At 55.2% G+C, this 19,572-nt stretch carries 17 protein-coding genes and 1 riboswitch; all 17 genes read right to left on the reverse strand.

What is annotated here, in order from left to right:
- Positions 1 to 313: 313 nt before the first annotated feature.
- Positions 314 to 1,108: a hypothetical protein gene (locus HQ37_RS05255; protein ID WP_036881278.1), complete on the reverse strand. Its 795-nt coding sequence runs from the start codon at positions 1,106 to 1,108 to the stop codon at positions 314 to 316.
- A 36-nt stretch (positions 1,109 to 1,144) separates the two neighbouring features.
- Complete coding sequence (locus tag HQ37_RS05260) at positions 1,145 to 2,875, reverse strand: bifunctional UDP-sugar hydrolase/5'-nucleotidase (RefSeq protein ID WP_036881279.1); 1,731 nt, start codon at positions 2,873 to 2,875, stop codon at positions 1,145 to 1,147.
- 11 nt (positions 2,876 to 2,886) lie between these two features.
- A complete protein-coding gene (metG, locus tag HQ37_RS05265; protein WP_036881281.1) occupies positions 2,887 to 4,926 on the reverse strand; it encodes a methionine--tRNA ligase in 2,040 nt (679 codons plus the stop codon).
- A gap of 204 nt (positions 4,927 to 5,130) precedes the next feature.
- Positions 5,131 to 5,868, reverse strand: coding sequence for a HesA/MoeB/ThiF family protein (locus HQ37_RS05270; protein ID WP_081951773.1), 738 nt, complete (start codon positions 5,866 to 5,868; stop codon positions 5,131 to 5,133).
- Complete coding sequence (gene thiH, locus HQ37_RS05275) at positions 5,841 to 6,947, reverse strand: 2-iminoacetate synthase ThiH (protein ID WP_036881284.1); 1,107 nt, start codon at positions 6,945 to 6,947, stop codon at positions 5,841 to 5,843. The genes HQ37_RS05270 and thiH overlap by 28 nt, the downstream gene beginning before the upstream one ends.
- Positions 6,948 to 6,954: 7 nt before the next feature.
- Positions 6,955 to 7,725: a thiazole synthase gene (locus HQ37_RS05280; RefSeq protein ID WP_036881285.1), complete on the reverse strand. Its 771-nt coding sequence runs from the start codon at positions 7,723 to 7,725 to the stop codon at positions 6,955 to 6,957.
- Positions 7,726 to 7,764: 39 nt separating this feature from the next.
- Entirely contained in the window at positions 7,765 to 9,771 is a 2,007-nt protein-coding gene (gene thiE / locus HQ37_RS08095) for a thiamine phosphate synthase (protein WP_052080785.1), read from the reverse strand.
- Between the two features lie 275 nt (positions 9,772 to 10,046).
- Positions 10,047 to 11,825 carry a phosphomethylpyrimidine synthase ThiC gene (thiC, locus tag HQ37_RS05290; RefSeq protein WP_036881286.1) on the reverse strand — a complete coding sequence of 593 codons (1,779 nt, stop codon included), beginning with the start codon at positions 11,823 to 11,825 and terminating at the stop codon, positions 10,047 to 10,049.
- Between the two features lie 52 nt (positions 11,826 to 11,877).
- On the reverse strand, positions 11,878 to 12,078 hold the full coding sequence (gene thiS / locus HQ37_RS05295; protein ID WP_036881287.1) for a sulfur carrier protein ThiS: 201 nt from the start codon (positions 12,076 to 12,078) through the stop codon (positions 11,878 to 11,880).
- A 66-nt stretch (positions 12,079 to 12,144) separates the two neighbouring features.
- Positions 12,145 to 12,262, reverse strand: a riboswitch (TPP riboswitch).
- A 182-nt stretch (positions 12,263 to 12,444) separates the two neighbouring features.
- Complete coding sequence (locus tag HQ37_RS05300; protein WP_235264641.1) at positions 12,445 to 13,821, reverse strand: lytic transglycosylase domain-containing protein; 1,377 nt, start codon at positions 13,819 to 13,821, stop codon at positions 12,445 to 12,447.
- A gap of 24 nt (positions 13,822 to 13,845) precedes the next feature.
- Positions 13,846 to 14,517, reverse strand: a complete 672-nt coding sequence (locus HQ37_RS05305; RefSeq protein ID WP_235264642.1) for a DUF5683 domain-containing protein — start codon at positions 14,515 to 14,517, stop codon at positions 13,846 to 13,848.
- An 8-nt stretch (positions 14,518 to 14,525) separates the two neighbouring features.
- Entirely contained in the window at positions 14,526 to 15,428 is a 903-nt protein-coding gene (locus HQ37_RS05310; protein ID WP_036881288.1) for a ParB/RepB/Spo0J family partition protein, read from the reverse strand.
- A gap of 15 nt (positions 15,429 to 15,443) precedes the next feature.
- Positions 15,444 to 16,211, reverse strand: a complete 768-nt coding sequence (locus HQ37_RS05315) for a ParA family protein (RefSeq protein WP_036881289.1) — start codon at positions 16,209 to 16,211, stop codon at positions 15,444 to 15,446.
- 78 nt (positions 16,212 to 16,289) lie between these two features.
- On the reverse strand, positions 16,290 to 17,048 hold the full coding sequence (locus HQ37_RS05320) for a tRNA1(Val) (adenine(37)-N6)-methyltransferase (RefSeq protein ID WP_052080786.1): 759 nt from the start codon (positions 17,046 to 17,048) through the stop codon (positions 16,290 to 16,292).
- Positions 17,049 to 17,060: 12 nt separating this feature from the next.
- Positions 17,061 to 18,512: a hypothetical protein gene (locus HQ37_RS05325; protein ID WP_036881290.1), complete on the reverse strand. Its 1,452-nt coding sequence runs from the start codon at positions 18,510 to 18,512 to the stop codon at positions 17,061 to 17,063.
- 7 nt (positions 18,513 to 18,519) lie between these two features.
- On the reverse strand, positions 18,520 to 19,266 hold the full coding sequence (locus HQ37_RS05330; protein WP_235264643.1) for an SAM-dependent methyltransferase: 747 nt from the start codon (positions 19,264 to 19,266) through the stop codon (positions 18,520 to 18,522).
- 63 nt (positions 19,267 to 19,329) lie between these two features.
- Positions 19,330 to 19,452, reverse strand: coding sequence for a hypothetical protein (locus HQ37_RS08465; RefSeq protein ID WP_255358242.1), 123 nt, complete (start codon positions 19,450 to 19,452; stop codon positions 19,330 to 19,332).
- Positions 19,453 to 19,572 lie beyond the last annotated feature (120 nt).

The raw sequence follows: 19,572 nt of genomic DNA on the forward strand, positions 1-19,572 counted from the left end.
AGGTTTCCCCCTGCAACCCCCTCTAGGTGTTTAGGGGGTTAAAGCCTGTATCCCACTGCCAAAATTTGCACTTCTAAGTTGAATATAGCGGCAATGCTCTAGCCCTGCTTCAGAGGTTGAGGATGCTTGGTTAGAAGCTTTGCCTCGAGAGCTTTACGGATGGTGTATATACGACGAGAAATTTTCGTACGTACGAAAAAATATTTTTGCACGTACGAAAATATATTTCCGTACGTACGGAAATTATTCTCCTTGCGCGGGCAAATTCGTTCGATAAGTAGCATGCCGATAGGATGGTGCTTGGGGCATCGTCTCATTTTGATTGTTCAACACTATCTTCGGCCTTTCGAGGCATATAGCAAGAGCCTATCAGCAGGCGAATACATCCCGAAAGCAGGCGGACATCTCTAATCGTCTTGCTCTTGAATCGTACTCCAATACCGAGCCTACCATAACGTAGATAGCCATACAGCTCCGACAGTTCGGGATAGAGAGGAGTGCCAAGGTAGCCCACCTTGAACTTCATCTGCTTGCCTAGCTCCATCGTACACAGAGGTTCGATCGCATAGAGCCAGTTCCAAGGCAGGTCTTTCCGCTGTAGATCTTCTACAATGGAGGACAAATGATAACGCAGGTTGTGCGCTACGAGCCTTCGGGCCTGGCTCAGATCCTTTTTGAGGGCTTCGTAGACAAGTTCGGGTTGGACTCCTCGGGACATCTGCTCGGTAGTGATACCATGTATCTGCGTTGCAAGGTCATCGGGGGAGAGACCTGATTGATCTAGGACAAAGCTTCGCTCGAGAATGCAATCTCCCCCCTCGGAGAGCAATTGCCAGGATAGGGCAATGGGTGGAGAAATCCCCTCATCCGTCGAACAATCGATCGAATGCACTCCCTCGGTGTCCAGGACAAGCCAATGAGCGGCCTTCAAAGGATCGGGCTCGGGGCATAGCTCCTGCGAATGATCTATATCGATCTCGATAGTGGGAGTGCTGCTTGACACCGAAGTGATGGATTCGAGAAAAGGCTTTGACCCTCTAGGCTCTCCTCGATGGAGAAGAAGCCCGAGGGTCAAAAGGGCTAGGACGATGATTAGTAACCAAAGCATTGGGCAGCTCTTCAAGTCCTTACTCTACAGTAGCTATTAGGGGAATAGGAAGGCTTTGTCTCGCTTAATCGCTTCGTGCACCCATGCTGCAGGCAGGAAGCTCCAGTTCTTAGGTCGTTCGGGGTTTACCCTGCTCTTGATCTCGAAGAAACGCATTAGACTAAAGAATTGGTCGTGATCACTAGAGGAGAGGATGCGAGCAGGTAGATCTTCCTTGGCAATGCCTGCTCCTGTGGTGAGCATCCCCCCAGCTCCCCCAGCTCGGTAGGAGTTGATAGCCACTCGGTAGCGACGATTTAGGTCGAAGGGCTCTCCGTTTGATAGCTGTAGGATCGTGATGCGACTGCCCTTGGGCTTGCTCACATCTACCCGATAGTCTATCCCATGAGCAGCACTGAAGTTGTAGGTTGGGTGCAGAGTTTTGTAGCGATCCCCAGGCTTGGCATCGGGACGCATCAGAATGAGGTGATCCTCAGCCCCCTTCATCTGAGAGACCCACAAGCCGTACGAATGCTCCAGGTATCCCTTGATCTCAGCCCCAGTCAGTTCCATTGCATAGAGGTGGTTGCTGTAGGGGCAGAACTTGAATAGATCTCGGACAAATACCTCTCCAGCGGACAGCTTTGCCCCAAGAGAGAGAGGAGCGGCAAAGGAGATCTCGGCCTCGACCGTATGTAGCTGCATCTCGTGTACGACGCTCATGTAGCTGCTGGGCCCGAAGATAGCTTCATCGGCACGTACGGCCTGCTCCAATAGACCGATACGCTTGCCCAGGAAGTCCCTCGTACGCTCTTCGGCGGCAGCGAACTCCTTCACATATTCGGGGTCTGGCTCGAAAGCATTAACGTCCGCAAAGCTTGCATCGATCTTCTTCTCTATGACCTTCCCAGCTCGCTTGCGAAGGGTGATCCGCACATCCGAAGCATAGTCGAGGTGGTTCGCAGGGTTGATCAAGAGTACCGAGTCGCCCGAGGGGCTTGGGATCCACTCGAGGCTTCGGCGATGGTCATGCCCCATGAGGATGAGGTCTATCCCCTCGACTGTCTGAGCCAAGGCACTGCCTGCATTCTCGAGGTAATCGTCATTTGTATTTTCATACCCCGAGTGGATGAGGGCCACAAGCATATCGGGCTGCTCCTCTTTCAAGATACGAGGGACCCATTGCTGGGCCGAAGCAATAATATCCTCGAAGCGCATGCCTCGCCAAAGGTGCTTAGGCAACCACTGTGGGATAGCAGGAGTAGTAAGTCCGAGGACGGCAATGCGTGCTCCACCCCGCTCAAAGACCTTATAGGGTACGAAGTAGGGAGCACCTGTGTCCTCCGAGACAGCATTAGCCCCCAGGATGGGGAACTTGCATTGCTCTACCCAACGATCATAAACCGCATGCCCAGGCTCGATGTCGTGATTGCCAATGGTGGCCGCATCGTAGTCGAGGAAGTTCATTGCCGATGCTACGATATGAGGCGAGGTACTATCGATGTAGTTGTAGTAGTAGGCTACGGGCTCACCCTGTAGCAGGTCTCCACCATCGAGGAGTAGGGCCTCGGGGGTCTCTTGACGAACCTGGCGCATCATGCTCGACAGACGGGCCAGGCTGCCTGTGCCAGGTGTTTGCTGGATGTGGTCGTAAGGGAATAGATTGGCGTGCACATCCGTTGTATGGATGATGCGTAGCTCTAATGTCTGCTCACGCTGACAAGCCCCTAGGATCAATAGGGCTGGCAGGAGAAGCAGGCTCAGGAAGCGAAGCGATTTGTTCATCATATTTGTAGTTGCTAAGAAATCTTACTACCTGGGGCAACGGCCCCCTCGGGCATCACGAGACGTAGAGAGCCGTCTGCATCCATGCTAGAGAGGATCATCCCCTGGCTCTCTACTCCCTTGAGCTTACGAGGGGGTAGGTTTGCGATGAAGCAGACCTGCTTACCTACGAGATCCTCTGGCTTGTAGTGCTGTGCGATGCCAGAGATGATGGTGCGTCCGCCCAGGCCATCGTCGATGCGGAACTGTAGGAGCTTGTCCGCCTTGGGTACTTTGGAGCATTCGAGTACAGTGCCGACACGCAGGTCTAGCTTGACGAAGTCGTCAAAAGAGATCTCGGGAGCAACGGGTCCAGCCACACGTGCTGCTGCCTCCTGCTCCTGGCGGATCTTACGTAGCTTATTGAGCTGAGCCTCAATAGCCTCATCCTCGATCTTCTCGAAGAGGAGCTCTACACCCCCAAGCTGATGACCAACGCTGAGCTGCTCGAGGCTCCCGAGACTATCCCAAGCTAGAGGCTCTAGGGAGAGCATCGAGAGCAATCTTTCGGAGCTAAAGGGCAGGAATGGGGCAAAGGCGAGGCTGAGATTGGCCGTAATCTGTAGGGCAATATTGAGGATTGTCGCCACACGCTCCATGTCGGTCTTGGCTAGCTTCCAAGGCTCTGTATCAGCCAAGTATTTATTCCCCAAACGGGCTAGAGACATGGCTTGGCGTAGGGCCTCACGGAAGTGGAAGCCGTCGAGAGCTCGCTCGATCTCGCCCTTGACCTCTAGCATCTCTGCGATGGTCTCACGATCGTAATCTGTAAGAGCCCCTCGGGCAGGTACTTTGCCCTCAAAATACTTGTGTGTGAGCACTAGTGCTCGATTGACGAAGTTGCCATAGATAGCTACCAGCTCGTTATTGTTTCGTGCCTGGAAGTCTTGCCAGGTGAAGTCATTGTCTTTGGTTTCGGGGGCATTAGCTGTCAGCACATAGCGTAGGACATCCTGCTTGCCAGGGAAGTCCTCTAGATACTCGTGCAGCCAAACAGCCCAGCCTCGACTGGTTGAGATCTTATCCCCCTCAAGGTTGAGGAACTCATTGGCTGGGACATTGTCGGGCAGGATGAACGAACCCTCGGCCCTCAGCATGGCAGGGAAGACGATACAGTGAAAGACGATGTTGTCCTTGCCTATGAAGTGCACCAGGCGAGTGTCTTCGCTACGCCACCACTCCTCCCAGCTATCGGGCAGGAGCTCCTTGGTATTGGAGATATAACCGATGGGCGCATCGAACCAAACATAGAGTACCTTACCCTCTGCCCCCTCGACAGGGACAGGGATGCCCCAATCGAGATCTCGACTTACAGCTCGAGGCTGTAGACCTAGGTCGAGCCAGCTCTTGCACTGGCCATAGACATTGCTCTTCCACTCGGTGTGCTCCTCCAGGATCCACTCTCTTAGGGCATCCTCATGCTTGTTGAGGGGGAGGTACCAATGCTTCGTCTCTTTGAGTATAGGGGTTGCGCCACTTAGAGCAGAGCGAGGCGACTTCAGATCCGTGGCAGCCAGTGAAGTCCCACAGCTCTCACATTGGTCGCCATAGGCGCGATCGCTCGAGCAGTGAGGGCAAGTACCTAGGATGTAGCGGTCGGCAAGGAATTGTCTTGCTTGCTCGTCGTAATACTGCATCGAAGTTTGCTCGATGAACTCACCCTTGTCGTAGAGCTTACGGAAGAACTCGCTAGCCATCTCTCGATGGGTATCGCTAGTTGTGCGGCTATAGATGTCGAAGCTAATACCAAAGTCGGCAAAGGATTGCTTGATGATGGCGTGATAGCGATCGACTACATCCTGGGGGCTAACGCCCTCACGTTGTGCTTTGATCGCAATGGGTACACCATGCTCATCACTGCCGCCGATATGGATCACTTGCTCGCCCTTGAGACGAAGGTAACGGGTATAGATGTCTGCGGGGACGTAAACGCCTGCTAGGTGTCCAATATGCACAGGGCCATTGGCATAGGGCAGGGCAGAGGTAATCAGAGTTCGTTTGAATGCTTTATTCATCAATCTATCTTTAGTTGTAAATGAAAGTGCTGCAAAGGTACGAATTATCGATATTCCATTTTCGTACATTGATGGCACTTAGTTACACAAAGGGGAGTTATTCACCCCTCTGCGTCGTGATTGTCGGGTAGGCTCTAACTGTGGCTCAATCAGATCTGTTTCTATGTCCCCGATCTATTCCTTGTCTTATTTCTCGTATGGCAGTCAGAGGTCAAGGGTTGTGAGCTCGATGAGGGGGTGGGTATTCACCATCAGGAGCTTACCCTCTATAGCGCAGTCGAGGCCCGAGAGCTTCTTGATGGCCTCCGTTGCCATGAGTGAGGCTATGAACCCTGCTACAGGAGCGATAATCCCGAGAGGCATGTCTGTCTCGGCCTTTATCCGTAAGGCGAAGAGATCCCGATAGCGAACATCCTGCCCTGGGGCGAAGAGGCTGCATTGCCCCCTAAAGCCCTCGACTGCCCCATACAGATATGGGATGCCGAGATGCTCAGTAACCTCGTCCATGAGACAGCGAGTGGTTAGATTGTCGCAGGCGTCGATCACGAGGTCGTACCCTTGGGCGATCTGCTCGGCATTGTCTCGGGCAAATCGCTTTTCGTAGACCTCTATCTGGCTATGCGGGTTGCATCGCTTGAGGTGCTGGGCTGCTAGCTGAGCCTTCCCCCTGCCTACCTGCTCCGTTGTGTAGAGGATCTGTCGGGGGAGGTTACTCAGGCTGAGACGATCATCATCGACGATCCCTACACGTCCTATCCCTGAGCCCACGAGGTAATAGAGTAGCGGGCTACCTAGCCCCCCAGCCCCGACGACTAGGGACGAGGCCGCCTTGAGGCGTAGTTGTCCCTCAACCCCCAGCTCGGGCAGGAGCAGTTGTCGGGCATAACGCTCCTCCTCTAACGGGCTAAGCCCCACTACATCCATGTGTCCCAGTCTTTCCATACAGTCTCGTAGCCTGCGGCCAGTATTGCGGTGCAGATCTCCTGCACACTGCGATCATCGTTGATAGTGAATTGCTCCAGTTCCTCCTGCGGGTGGGCATAGCCCCCTGGTTCGGTGCTCGAGGCTGCACTCATGCTCGTTACACCGAGGTGCATGGCCATGTCTCTGAATGGAGCGGACTCTCGAGTAGATAGAGAAATATCTACCTCGGGGTCGAAGAGGCGATAGGCACAGATCAGCTGTGCCATCTCTCGGTCCGTTATAGGGGTCTCGGGCTCGAAACCACCGACCTGTGGCCTAAGGCGAGGCAGAGAGATCGAATACTTGCTGCGCCAGTGGTGCTGCTCGAGGTAGCGTAGGTGCAGGGCAGTGAAGAAGCTATCTATCCTCCAGTCTTGTAGGCCGAGCAGAGCTCCGATGCCGACCTTGCGCACACCTGCCTCGGCACAACGCTCGGGGGTCGTGAGACGATAGCGAAAGTTGGCTTTTGCCCCTCGGGGGTGGAAGCTGGGGTAGGTCTGTTCGTTGTAGGTCTCTTGATAGACACAGACGTAGCTCAGGCCTGAGTCTACGAGACAAGCATACTCTTCAATTTGTAGAGGTTGTACTTCGAGGCTGATCTGAGCGAAGTGGGGGCGCAGCAGGCGAATGACCTCTGCGTAATAGTCTACACCCGCCTGGTGTGGAGCTTCGCCCGAGACGAGTAGTAGGTGGCGAAAGCCCCAATCTTTGAGTACCTCGATCTCCTCCAAGATCTGTTTCTCATCGAGCTTGATACGTTTGATCGGATTGTGGCAGTTAAAGCCGCAGTAAACGCAGTGATTGGAGCAATAATTGGACACATAGAGCGGAACGTAGAGCTGTATGGTGCGTCCATAGCGTTTGGTGGTTAAGAGCTCGGCTTTGGTGGCCATCTGTCGTAGATAGGGGGCTGCCGCTGGAGAGATCAGGGCAGCGAAGTCGTCTAGAGTACAGCGTTCTTTGGCTAAGGCCCTCTGCACTTGTTCCTCATTTGTAGAGGCGATCATGCATCCGACCTCATCCCAGTCGTAGCGTTGTAATTCGTCGTAGAATGCCATGATGTCTCTATTCCTTGAAGTAGTTATCTAGGGGTGAAGTCGAGAGGCCGTATTGCCCACGGGCGGCAAGTCCTGCCTCGTAGGCCTCTCGGCCAGCCTCTACCGCTAGAGCGAAGGCTCTAGCCATAGCTACGGGGTTACTGGCCGAGGCAATGGCCGTATTGACCAGGACGGCATCTGCGCCCATCTCCATGGCTTCTGCTGCATGAGAGGGAGCTCCGAGCCCTGCATCCACGACCACTGGCACTCGGCTCTGCTCGATGATGATCGAGAGGAGCTCTCGGGTGCAGAGCCCCTTGTTGCTCCCGATCGGTGCTCCCAGTGGCATGACGGAGGCTGCCCCTGCGTCCTCCAAATGACGGCATAGGATGGGATCTGCCTGCACATAGGGCATGACGTGAAAGCCCTCTCGGGCCAGTACCTCCGTAGCTCGAAGGGTCTCTAGAGGGTCAGGGAGGAGGTACTTAGGGTCGGGATGTATCTCAACCTTGATAAATCGAGAGCCAAAGGCTTCGTAAGCCAGTCGAGCGGCGAAGATCGCTTCGTCGGCAGTGTGTGCCCCTGAGGTATTGGGCATGAGGCGTACGGAGGGAGCTCTGAGGGCCTCGAGCAGTTCGTCATGATCTGAGGAGCATTCTATTCGTCTGAGGGCCACGGTTACGAGTTCGCTTCGACTGGCCAGTAGGGCCTGTCGCATTTGTTCGTTGCTGGAGAACTTCCCCGTGCCGAGGAATAGGCGAGAGCCGAAGGTCTCTCCAGCGATGATGAGTGGTTGCATGATGATGATAGTGTTGGAGTAGTAAACAGTTGATGTGCCCTAAGAGCCGAAGTGCTTATCAAGCTCTTGTAGCAGCTCTTGGCTCGCTTGCTTGAGGTCGTGGGCGTGATTGATCGCCCCCGAGAGGGCAATGCCTTGCAGCCCGAGACGTGAGAGTTGGGCTATATCGCTGGGCTCGATGCCCCCTATAGCCCAAAGAGGGAGAGGATGGGGTAGCCCCCTTGAGCAGCGGACTAAGTCCTCGAGCCCCTCGTCGCCTAGGATCGGAGCGAGGCGTTGCTTCGTTCTAGTCATGCGATACGGGCCAAGGCCGACGTAGTCCACTCCCTCTAGGGCTCGCTGATGCAGATCCTCGATGCTGTTACATGTCCCGCCAATGATACGCCCCGACCCGAGTCGCTCTCGGGCCTCTAGGGGAGAGCAGTCCGAGAGACCGAGGTGTACCCCGTCGGCATCTGCTGCGAGAGCGACCTCGACATCGTCGTTGATGATGAGGATCGATCCTGAGTAGGACTGCATAAGGGTCTTGAGAGCTAGGGCTGCAGAGAGACGCTCATCATAGCTATGGCCCTTCATCCGCAGTTGTATCCAGCGAACCCCTCCCTCGAGAGCCGCTTGGGCCTTTGAGAGCAGCTCCTCGAGTTCTGAGCTGTCGGTGATGTACATGAGGCGGCAATGCCTGAGGTGCTCGAGGATGTGCTCTCTGGGTTCTTGCCCTAGATGCAGGCCGTAGAGTGAGGGGCTTGACCTAATATAGCGATCAACCTCTAGCTGAGCCATTCGACAGGCACGATCGAGGGGTTCTAGCTGAGCCAGGTGGGTGGCTATGAGGCTAGAGAGCTTGCATCCTGTACCGTGCTTGTCCCATTTCGAGCGGCTTACTACGAGCTCTTTTGAGGGCTTCCCAGGCTCGAAGAGAAGGTCTCGACAGAGGAGCGGATGGCCTGGCCCTGCCTCCTCGGTATGCCCCCCCTTGAGGAGAATAGAGCTCCGATACCTATTGGCAAGCTCACTCAAGAGCTCTGGGCTCAGTTCATCACCCCACAGGCATTGAGCCTCGGGGAGGTTGGGCGTAGTGAGCGAAACCAGTCGGAGCATCTCCTCGATCTGCTTAGCCTCGAGTGTAGCATGCAGCGGAGCATTACCTCGGCTTGCCTTGAGGATTGGATCCCAAATGATGTGCCGTACACCTGCTGTACGCAGTCGGCGGGCAATGGATATGGCCTCGCCAAGACTCGACGTCATGCCTATTTTGGCCGAGAGAGGGGTATATCGCTCGAGGAGTACCTCTAGGCTGTAGAGTGTCTCTTCGAGGGAGATGGGGTGGAGGGCTGCGAAGTGCTCCTCGTGCTGGCTGGTTAGGCTGCTCACCAGGCTTAGAGCTCTACCACCCGCCGCCTCGATCGTGAGGCAATCGGCTGTGATCCCTGCACCAGTGCAGGGGTCGTGCCCTGCGATGCTGAGGATGCAGGGACGGTCAAACTCTTGCCATCGCTCGACCATCCGCTCAGGATCTTCGGCCAAGTAGCCCAGCGTAGCCCCAGCAGCAAAGCCCTTTCTGAGGCAAAGCCGCAACCTCTCGGGGGTGATCCCCGAGAGGGCGACCAGTGGGTAGGGGAGGGAGCGTAGATGTTCACACTTGTCCAGCCAATCCTCATGAGGGGCATAGCCACTCTTGGACTGACTGGGGAAGACTGGCCCAACGAGCGCATAGCTCAGGGTGAAGGGCAGCCCCTCTAGCTCTTCGAGACTATGGGCCGAGACACTGAGGCAGCCATAGATCCTCCACTGATCATCCCATTGGGCGACTTTGGCCCGGCTTAGGTGTATGCCTCGGAGGCCAGCCTTGGGGACTAGGTCGTAGTGGTCTGAGATCATGATGCGGGAGCGATACCGAGGCTCTATAGCCAGGATCGCCTCCTCATATTCGCTTCGAGATCCCCCTGGCAGGCGTAGGTGTAGCACCCTCAGCCCCAGTGCCAAGAGCTTGTTATACCCCGAGAGATGCTTGGCACTCAGTCGCTCGGGTGTGATCGCTATCAACATAGATTAAGTACTTACTCTAGGGTTGAGTCTATCTCTCGGCTCTCTGATGGTCGTTCAGTCGGGCCTTGGAGAGATGTGCAAGAGAGGCCTCGATGAATGCCCTGTAGAGACCCAAGTAGGATCGCCATCGAAGTCCAAGTAGGATCACCATGGAGGTCTAAGTAGGATCTCGATCGAGATTCAAATAGGAGCTCATGGGCTGTCTTGGAGAGAGCTCAACAGAACCCCTATTGATCCTCATCTTTGCGATCTATAGGCTCTCCGCCTTCGGAGGCTTAGGCCTCTTCGAAGACTTTAACCTTCTTGTGTAGGTTACGGCTGGTACGCATCGAGCAGAAGTGTTCACCGCACATCGAGCAGAAGTGAGCCTTCTTGTGCCCCTCGCTCGGGAGCGTCTCATCGTGATACTTGAGGGCTGTCTCGCTGTCTAGGGCTAGGTGGAACTGATCAAGCCATCTGAACTCATACCTAGCCTTGCTCATGGCCCAGTCTCTGAAGTATGCCGCAGGGTGTCCCTTGGCTAGGTCTGCTGCATGGGCAGCGAGCTTGTAGGTGATCACGCCCTCCTTGACATCATCTCGATTGGGCAGACCTAAATGCTCCTTGCGGGTAACGTAGCACAGCATGCTCGTACCATACCAGCCGATCATGGCTGCCCCGATGGCAGAGGTGATGTGGTCGTAGCCTGGGGCAATATCCGTAACGAGAGGGCCTAGGGTGTAGAAGGGGGCTTCATTGCACCACTCCAACTGCAGCTCCATATTCTCTCGGATCTTGTGCATGGGGACGTGCCCTGGGCCCTCGATGATAACCTGCACGTGATGCTTGTCGGCGATGTGGGCCAGCTCGCCCAGGGTACGCAGCTCTGCGAACTGTGCCTCGTCGTTGGCATCCGCTAGACAGCCAGGGCGTAGCCCATCGCCGATAGATATGGCGACATCGTAGCGAGCCAAGATCTCGCAGATCTCCTCGAAATGTTCGTAGAGGAAGCTCTCACGCTTGTGCATCGTACACCAGCTAGCCATGATCGCTCCACCACGAGAGACGATGCCCGTAAGCCTATTCATCGTCAGAGGAATGTGATGCCATCTGAGCCCAGCATGTATGGTGAAGTAGTCTACGCCCTGCTCGGCCTGCTCGATGAGGGTATCTCGATAGATCTCCCAATTGAGATCCTCGGTCTTGCCCCCGACCTTCTCCAGGGCCTGATATAGGGGAACTGTACCTACGGGGACGGGGGAGTTGCGGATGATCCACTCTCGTGTCTCATGGATGTTGCGCCCAGTGCTTAGATCCATGATGGTGTCAGCCCCCCAGCGTGTAGCCCAGACGGCCTTCTCTACCTCCTCTTGGATCGATGAGGTGATGGCGGAGTTGCCGAGGTTGGCGTTGATCTTGACCAGGAAGTTACGCCCGATGACCATCGGTTCGCTCTCAGGATGGTTGATGTTGGCGGGTAGGATAGCTCGCCCAGCAGCGATCTCCGAGCGAACGAACTCGGGTGTAATGCTCTCGGGTAGATGAGCCTCGAAGCTCTCGCCTCGCTCTCGTCGATATTGCTCTCGGATTTGGTCGCAAAGCTGATTTTCCCTTATCGCTGCGTACTCCATCTCTGGGGTGATGATCCCCTGGCGTGCGTAGTAGAGCTGCGAGACGCATTCGCCCTTGGCCACTCGAGGATGATCCTGTATGTGGGCAAATCTGAGTTCATCTAGACGGCTGTCTGCACGGCGGCTGCGCCCATATTCGGAGCTGAGCTGCTCTAGACGCTGTGTATCGCCTCGCTGCTCGATCCACTGCTCTCTCAGCTTCGGTAGCCCTCTCTGTACATCGACCTCGTATTCTGGATCTGTGTATGGGCCAGAGGTGTCGTAGACGACTACGCTCTCGTTGAGGTGCTCAACCCCATGTTCATCAATCGTTGGAGAGAGATCTATGCGTCTCATGGCCACACGCAGGTGTGGGTGGATAACCCCTGGCACATAAATCTTTTTACTGCCAGGCAAAGCTCCCGAGGAGATCTGTAGGTCTTGGGTTTGGTCTTTTGCTCTCATAAAGTTTTGTGATAGGTATGTGAATGTTCTTGGTGCATTGCTTTGGATAGGATTACCCTCCCTTGATCGCCCCGACTATCAGTAGGGTATCGCCCTCCCGTAGCTCGGTCTCTGCCCATAGATCTCGGGCGATGATACGACGATTGATAGCCACGGCGACATGTCCCGAGGCTAGCCCCTCCCCCTGCATGAGCTCTAGGAGCGTCATCCCAGGGACGATGGTGCGAGGTTGTTGATTGAGTGTGATTTGCATCTCCTTGCCTTGTCTCAGTTGCTCTTGGAGATGCTTGTGTGCATCAATACATGGCAGATCGTATCGATCCTTCGTTTCGCCTTTCCCTACGCCAGCATTACCTGGATCAGGTTACGGGTATAATCTCAGCCGTTGCATTTCTAGAGCCGTAGCTCCTATGCCTTAGGCACCCCCAAGATGAATGGTTGTATTTGTCCTTGCTCCCCCTGGGACTAATCCTTGGGAGTGCGGGGCAAAGGTAAGTGCTTTCCTTGGTCTATGCAAGCTTTGGGCAAAACCTTTATTTGCAAGAGAGCCCCCCAAGACCTCCCACATGGAGATGATCTTAGGGGGCTCGGATCAGAAGCCAAGGGCCTTACCCATCGTTTAGTCTACACGTAGTGTCTTGCCGATTTTGAGGCGATCGCTCCTAAGCCCATTGAGCTGCTTGATCTTCTTGACCGTAGTGTGATGATTGCGGGCAATGCTGCTGAGCGTGTCGCCTGAGCGTACTCGATAGGTTGTACCCTTCGTGCCCTTAGTCCCCTTTTTGCCTTTTTTACCCTTGCCAGCCTTGTCTGCCGCGAGGTTTGGGGCTTCAAGCGATATGGATAGCTGATCCGAGCGGATAGGCTTATCTTTAGCCTCAAGGTTAAGGATGCCCTGGATCGGAAGGCGAATGGGGTAGGAGCGAGTATTGCCAGGGATGATGCCTCGTTTAAACTGAGGATTGAATGCGGCAATGACCTCCCGATCAACGCCCGTTAGCTCAGCCAGTCGGTCAAAGGTCGTTGCCTCCTGAATCAAATACTGGTCGGTCGCTAGAGCTTGTCCCAACTCCCTAGGCTCTATGCCATATTGCTTGTGGTAGTACATGGAGAAGTAAGCCCCGATAAAGAGGGGTACATAACGTCTCGTCTGAGCGGGTAAGAAGCGGTAGATCTCCCAAAAGCTCTTGGGTTGATCCCCCCCTCCAGCTCGTTTGATGGCTCGATTGACATTGCCAGGGCCACAATTGTAGGCTGCTATGGCGAGCCACCAGTCATCGTACATCGTGTGGAGATCCTTGAGCATACGACAGGCGGCCTCTGTGCTCTTCTCTAGATCCATACGCTCATCAACAAGGCTGTTGATCGTCAGACCATAGATCTTGCCCGTAGGCAGCATGAACTGCCAAAGACCCCGTGCACCGACAGGCGAAACGGCCCGAGGATTCAGGGCCGACTCGACAATGGTTAGATACTTCAACTCTAGTGGCAGGCCAGCCCGATCGAGTAAGAGCTCCATCTGAGGAAAGTACAGATCCGCCACACTGAGCATAGAGCGCAGCAGATCTTGCCTGCGAAAGAGGTAGAGCTCTATCCCCTCCCTTACGAGGGAGTTATAGCTCATACGCATGGCTGAAGGCAGAGCCTCAAGCATCGCGATATAAACACTATCGTGGACGTTGGGGATCTCTCTGCGATCGAGGAGACTATCTGGCTTAGTCGCCTGGTAATGAGTGCCGTGTAGGGTATAGCCATCGAACCAGCGTTGTAGGAGCTGTTCAAGCTCTTGATCTCGTGAGCGGTCGATCTCCAGTCGAGGTTCGAGGGGGAGGAGATCCTCTGGCGTATGGAGGACACCCTCCCCTGCATCGGTATCTCTAATGAGGCTATCAGCCTCTATTGCAGTCCCAACCTCCTGCTCTACGGACTGAGCCGAGAGAGAGCCGAGTGTCGAGAGGATGAGTAGTGGGATAAATAAACTACGCAAGAAGTTCATATCAACATAGTTGTCAATGGTGTGTCAGAAGGATAGTGAGCAGCCTAACCCTACCTGGTACGAGGGGATGCCCGGTGAGGGTAAGGTGAGGCTGGGGTGCACCCTGAGACTTAGGTTAGGGGAGATGTCGAAGGTCGCCAGCTCTGCATCTACATAGGCATCTAGGATCGAGAGCCCATAGACGAGCACCGTGGCCACGATGCTGATGTCTCGATATCTGCGGTAGAAGTCATTGCCTCGCTTGAGCGTAGACTTGAGATGACTATACTGGGCATGATCCTCTGGCTTCGTACCTGGAGGGGCGAAAGAGAGCCATGCTGTATTGGTCGCAGGATCGCTGCTCGAGAGGTCTCGATAGGCCGCATGATAGTCGTCGTACATGTGCTGATTCCACTGCACGGCATAGAAGCTCGAAGCGATCGCACCCCAGACGAGAGGGAGCTTCCAGTACTTGCGGTTATAGATCTGTCCTCCTCCAGGCAGGAGAGCCCACAGGAGGGCATTGCGAGACTTAGGAATCCATGCAGCTGTAGAGGCACTATTGGGTTGTAAGTGCTTTGTGGCTAACCGCCCTCGCTGCTCAAAACTCGGGTAAGTATAGTCCCCAAGGGCAGGGGGCGAGCTTGCATCTCTACTCTGAGCCTCGAGGGCTAGGGTAGAGGCTAGGAGGACGAAGGATAACCACAGAGCTCTCATCGTTGGGGCTAGTCGTATTGGAGTTTGTCCAGTAGGGCAATGATGCGCTCCAGCTCCTCTTCGCTGGCGAAGGGGATGGTCAGCTTACCCTTACCTTTGGTGTTGCAGTTCAAGGAGACCTTAGAGCGGAATACCTTGCTTAGCTGTAGCTCTAGCGAGCGAAATACCTGAGAGTTTGCAGCTCTAGTGGGCTTGGGTGTAGGCTGCTCTACCTCCTCAACACTTGGGTGTTGTAGAGCCTTGGCCAGCTCCTCGACCTCACGCACGGAGAGGCGGTCTTGCACGATCATCTGATAGAGCTCTAGTTGCCGTTCAGCATCCTCGACCTGAAGCAGGGCACGGGCATGCCCCATCTCTAGTTGCCTCTGCGTAAGGCCCAGCTGCACCTCGGCAGGCAAGCGCAATAGGCGCAGATAGTTCGTAACCGTCGTACGGGTCTTGCCAATACGCTCTGCTAGGGCTGCATGGGTGAGACCCTCCTGGCCCTCGAGGATCTGTTGATAGCTTAGGGCAATCTCTATGGGGTTGAGATCCTCTCGCTGGATGTTCTCCACTAGAGCCATCTCGATGACCTGTTCTTGGGGGACGCTGCGCACATAGGCTGGTATCGTCTCGAGCCCGGCTAGCTGGGCAGCTCTCCATCGACGCTCACCAGAGATGATCATATACTCCTGTGCTCCCACGGCCTGTAGAGTAACAGGCTGGACGAGGCCAAGCGAGCGGATCGAAGCCGCCAGCTCCTCCAGTCTCTCTGGGTCAAACTCTCTGCGGGGCTGGGACGCATTGGGGCGGATTTGTGTGAGGGCAATCTCGCCGATGGATAGTGTCGTACCAGCTAAGTTGGCCTCTTCACCACCTAACAAGGCATCTAAACCTCTACCGAGGGAGAATTTTTGTTTATGCTTAGACATTGAGCTCTAATATGATTAGGACTGATGTTTATTCGCCAGCTCCTTGGCAAGCTGTAGGTGATTGATAGCTCCACGGCTCTCTGCATCATAGAGCAGGGCAGGCAAGCCGAAGCTAGGGGCCTCGCCGAGCTTAACATTGCGTTGAATGACCGTTTCAAAGACCAAGCCTTTGAAGTGCTTCTTGACCTCCTCGTAAATTTGATTGTTGAGGCGAGTACGGCTATCGTACATGGTCATGAGGAAGCCTTCTATCTCCAGCTGCTTGTTCAAACGATTGCGGACGATCTTTATTGTGTTGAGCAGCTTGCTGATGCCCTCTAGGGCAAAATACTCACACTGCACGGGGATGATGACCGAGTGGGCTGCCACGAGCGAATTGACTGTAATCAGCCCGAGCGATGGAGAGCAGTCTATGAGGATATAGTCGTAGTGGTCAGCAATGGGGGCAAGGACTGTAGAGAGGATCATCTCTCGGCCAGTCTGCTCCAGCAGCTCTAGGTCTGCCCCTGCGAGGTCTATATGCGAGGGGATGATGTCCAATCCCTCAACACGGGTGGGCAGGATGGCCTCGCTAGCGGAGAGTGCCGAGCAGAGGCATTCATAGATCGTATGCCTTAGCTCAGAGACCTCTACACCTAGCCCCGACGAGGCATTCGCCTGAGGATCGGTATCGACGACCAGCACCTTGTACTCGAGAGAGGCAAGTGAGGCCGCCAGGTTGATCGTGGTAGTGGTTTTGCCCACTCCTCCCTTTTGATTGGCTATGGCAATAATTCGACCCATAAATAATCTGTTCCTAGTGTACGATAATATATGTATGAATGAGATGGCTATTGCGGGAGAGCATCCAGGAGGCCAAAGTTACTCTTTTTTTGCTTGACCGAGTAGCTCCTCGAGGAGGTATTCAGAGGCTAGATCTACGAAGGCAGTGCTGTAGAGACCGTTCGCTTGATAGAGGGAGAGGTGCATGCGTCCCGTAGGTCTGTAGTGAGAGGAGCTGAGTACTCGACGCCAAAGGCTGATGAGCCGAATGGGCTGCCCACCCTGATGCGATAGTTCGCAGAGCAGGTGTGGATAGAGGAGGTTTTCGGCGGCATAAGCCCTGAGATCTGTCTCTCGATCTGTAGGGGTGATGAGGCAGAGCTCTCCATCGGGTGAGAGTAGACGGGCGGAGAGCTGTATGAGTCGCTCGAGGGTCAATCCTTCAGTCTGCTCCGTTCGAGCTCTAGCTCGGTGCTCGTTGGGGGCAAAGGTCGTCGGGGCGAAGTAGGGCGGATTGCTGATGATGAGATCATAGCTAGGGCCATCGGTTAGGAGGCTAAGGGCATTGCCCTCATAGAGATGAAGTCGCGTGGTATAGGGGCTACGCTCGAAGTTGCCTCGACAGTCTCTCAGGGCCTCGAGGTCGATCTCTATGGCCGAGACCTTAGCCTCAGGGAGAGCCTGGGCGAGCATAAGGGCGAGGATACCCGTACCCGTGCCGAGGTCGAGCACCCTCCGAGCCCCTCTATCAGCATAGCGGGCGCACCAAACCCCTAGGCAGAGGGCATCCGTGCCGATCTTCATCGCAGCATAGTCCTGGACGATCTCGAAGTGCTTGAGCCGAAAGGGTCTACTCATATATCTTCATCGTTAGGGCTCTAGGATATCGGGCATAGCCCCTAGCCTCTGGTATAGAGGCTGAGGCTGACGAATGCGCCAGGGGGCAGGGTAATGGTTGTTGCTTCGCCGACCTAGGTGCTTAACGAAGCCCAGCCTATTACCCTCGTAGCAGACGATATACCAGCCGACGGGAAGGTCAAGGGGGAGTGTAATGGCCTCGCCAGCGAGGTAGCGGATAGCCCCTAGACGTGTGAGTTCGACCTCTTCGAAGGCCTTGGGGGCAAGCTCTGTGCTATGCGCTAGGGCAGGATGTGGGATAAGGTCTCGCCCCTTGAGGATGGCCACTGGGATGCCGCTGGTGAGGGGGTGGATCCCCTCAGCCTCAAGTCTCTCGAGCATAGGCCAGTGAGCCTCCTCGAGGGCAAAGAGTTCTCCCTCACGGCTCTGTCCCCAGTGCCTATCCGCCCCTCTCTGTAGCCATGAATGAATAGCACTCATAGTTGTTAGAGCCTGCCCCTCTCGCCCCCCCTTAGCCGAGGCCTTGCCCCTTGGGCGGCGTCGCTTAGTATTCGAGAGCCCATCCGAGACTTTGCCCCCCTCGCCCTTTCGGATGATGGCCATGAAGAGCCCTTCGCCCGATACTCTATGGGGCATCATCCGGTAGCACGGCTCTTGGCTGTAGGGAGAGGGTTCTATCCCCTCCGGGAGCTGTAGCAGGGAGAGGGCTTCGCCACCCAGGGTGGAGGTGATGTAGTGTAGCATGTGCTCGTTCTCCTCCAGGTTCATCGTGCAGGTGCTGTAGATCATTAGCCCTCCAGGGGCGAGGGAGGGCCAAATGTCGTTCAGGATGCTGCGCTGCCGAGAGGCACAGTGTAGGACAGCCTCTGGGCTCCATTCGCTTCTAGCTTCATGATCCTTACGAAACATCCCCTCTCCTGAGCAGGGTGCATCGACGAGGATGAGGTCAAAGGCTGAGGTGAGCCTCCCTAGAGCCTCGGGCATCACATGGGTTACGATTGTTGAGGGATGGCCCCACTTGAGCAGATTCTCCTGTAGGATGTGTGCCCTGGTACGCACCACCTCGTTGCTCACCAGGAGGCTCGCCTCGGGAAGTAGATCTAGCAATAGGGTGCTCTTGCCCCCAGGGGCAGCGCAGAGATCTAGAGCATTGAGGCTACGCTGGGGCATGAGCGGAGCGATGAGGCTCAAGATCATCGACGAGGCCTCCTGGACGTAGTATGCTCCTGAGTGCCAAAGAGGGTCGCCGACGAAGCTCGGACGCTCCGTAAGGTATCGTCCCAGTGGAGACCAAGCTATGGGCTGCCCCGCCTCGAGCATTTGGGGGGTATGCTTGCGCCTGTTTAGGCGAATAGAGACAGGGGAGGGCTGCTCAAGGGCTGTGAAGAGCTCTTGTGCCTCGTCTGAGCCGAGCAGATCTATCATCTGCGCACAGAAGGCTTCAGGTAATGCAACTGAGGTCATAGGAAGATCATTGGCCAATGAGGAAGATGGTCGGACGCTTGCCGATCGTAGGCTTGGCCTTGGCCCACTGGGCAAGGGTCTTAGTCTCGATCCAAGAGGAGGGCGAAGTCAGTTCGCAGGCAATGCAGAGGCGGGTTGTGGGGCGACAGTGCTTGAGGATTTCCTCCAGCATACGGTCGTTGCGGTAGGGGGTCTCGATGAAGATCTGCGTCTCTCGCTGTTGTGTGGCCCGCTGCTCTAGATCTTTGAGAGCTTGGATGCGAGCCCGATCGTCAATGGGGAGGTAGCCTTTGAAGCTGAAGCCCTGACCGTTGAAGCCCGAGGCCATGAGCGAGAGCAGGATAGAGCTTGGCCCGACAAGGGGCTCGACACGAATGCCTCGTTTGTGGGCCAGGGCAACCAGGTCGCTACCTGGGTCTGCCACAGCAGGACAGCCAGCTTCGCTGACAAGGCCCATATCCTCTCCTGATAGTAGGGGGGTGATGTAGCTGACGAGGTCGGCTGCACTGGTATGCTTGTTGAGCTCATAGAAGTGTAGCTGGTCGATGTCGATCGCTCGGTCTACTGCTTTGATGAAGCGACGAGCCGAGCGGACGTTCTCCACAACGAAGTGCTTCGTCCTGCGTACAATGGCCGCATTATACTCGGGCAGGCAGAGTCCATGCTCGATCTCTGCCAGAGGAACGGGGATGAGGTACAGAGAGGCTGTTGTACTCATATCAATGATGTTAGGGTCATGTCCAGTTATATTCATTCTCTTGTGGGGCAAAGGTACTAAGAGAGTGTCGCTCGATCGACATCTAGGGACAAATTGGCCCTAGAGGCCGAGCTCGGCCTCTAGACGAGAGGAGGCTAGCCTGCGCCTCGATTGCCATCGGTCGTCCTCCTGAGCTCCCGAGTGGAGCTTAGATGCGGGGGTACTGACTCCTTCGTTGAGCATTCGACACCCTCTCTGTTGAGATCTAAGTAGACGTGAGTTCGGTATAAGCTTAGGCAACTAGGTCTTGACTATCAATGTGTTCTAGGTTTAGAGAAGGCTTCTTCTGGAGTGTTTGATAGG

The sequence above is a fragment of the Porphyromonas sp. COT-239 OH1446 genome (assembly GCF_000768875.1).
Classification (GTDB): Bacteria; Bacteroidota; Bacteroidia; order Bacteroidales; family Porphyromonadaceae; genus Porphyromonas.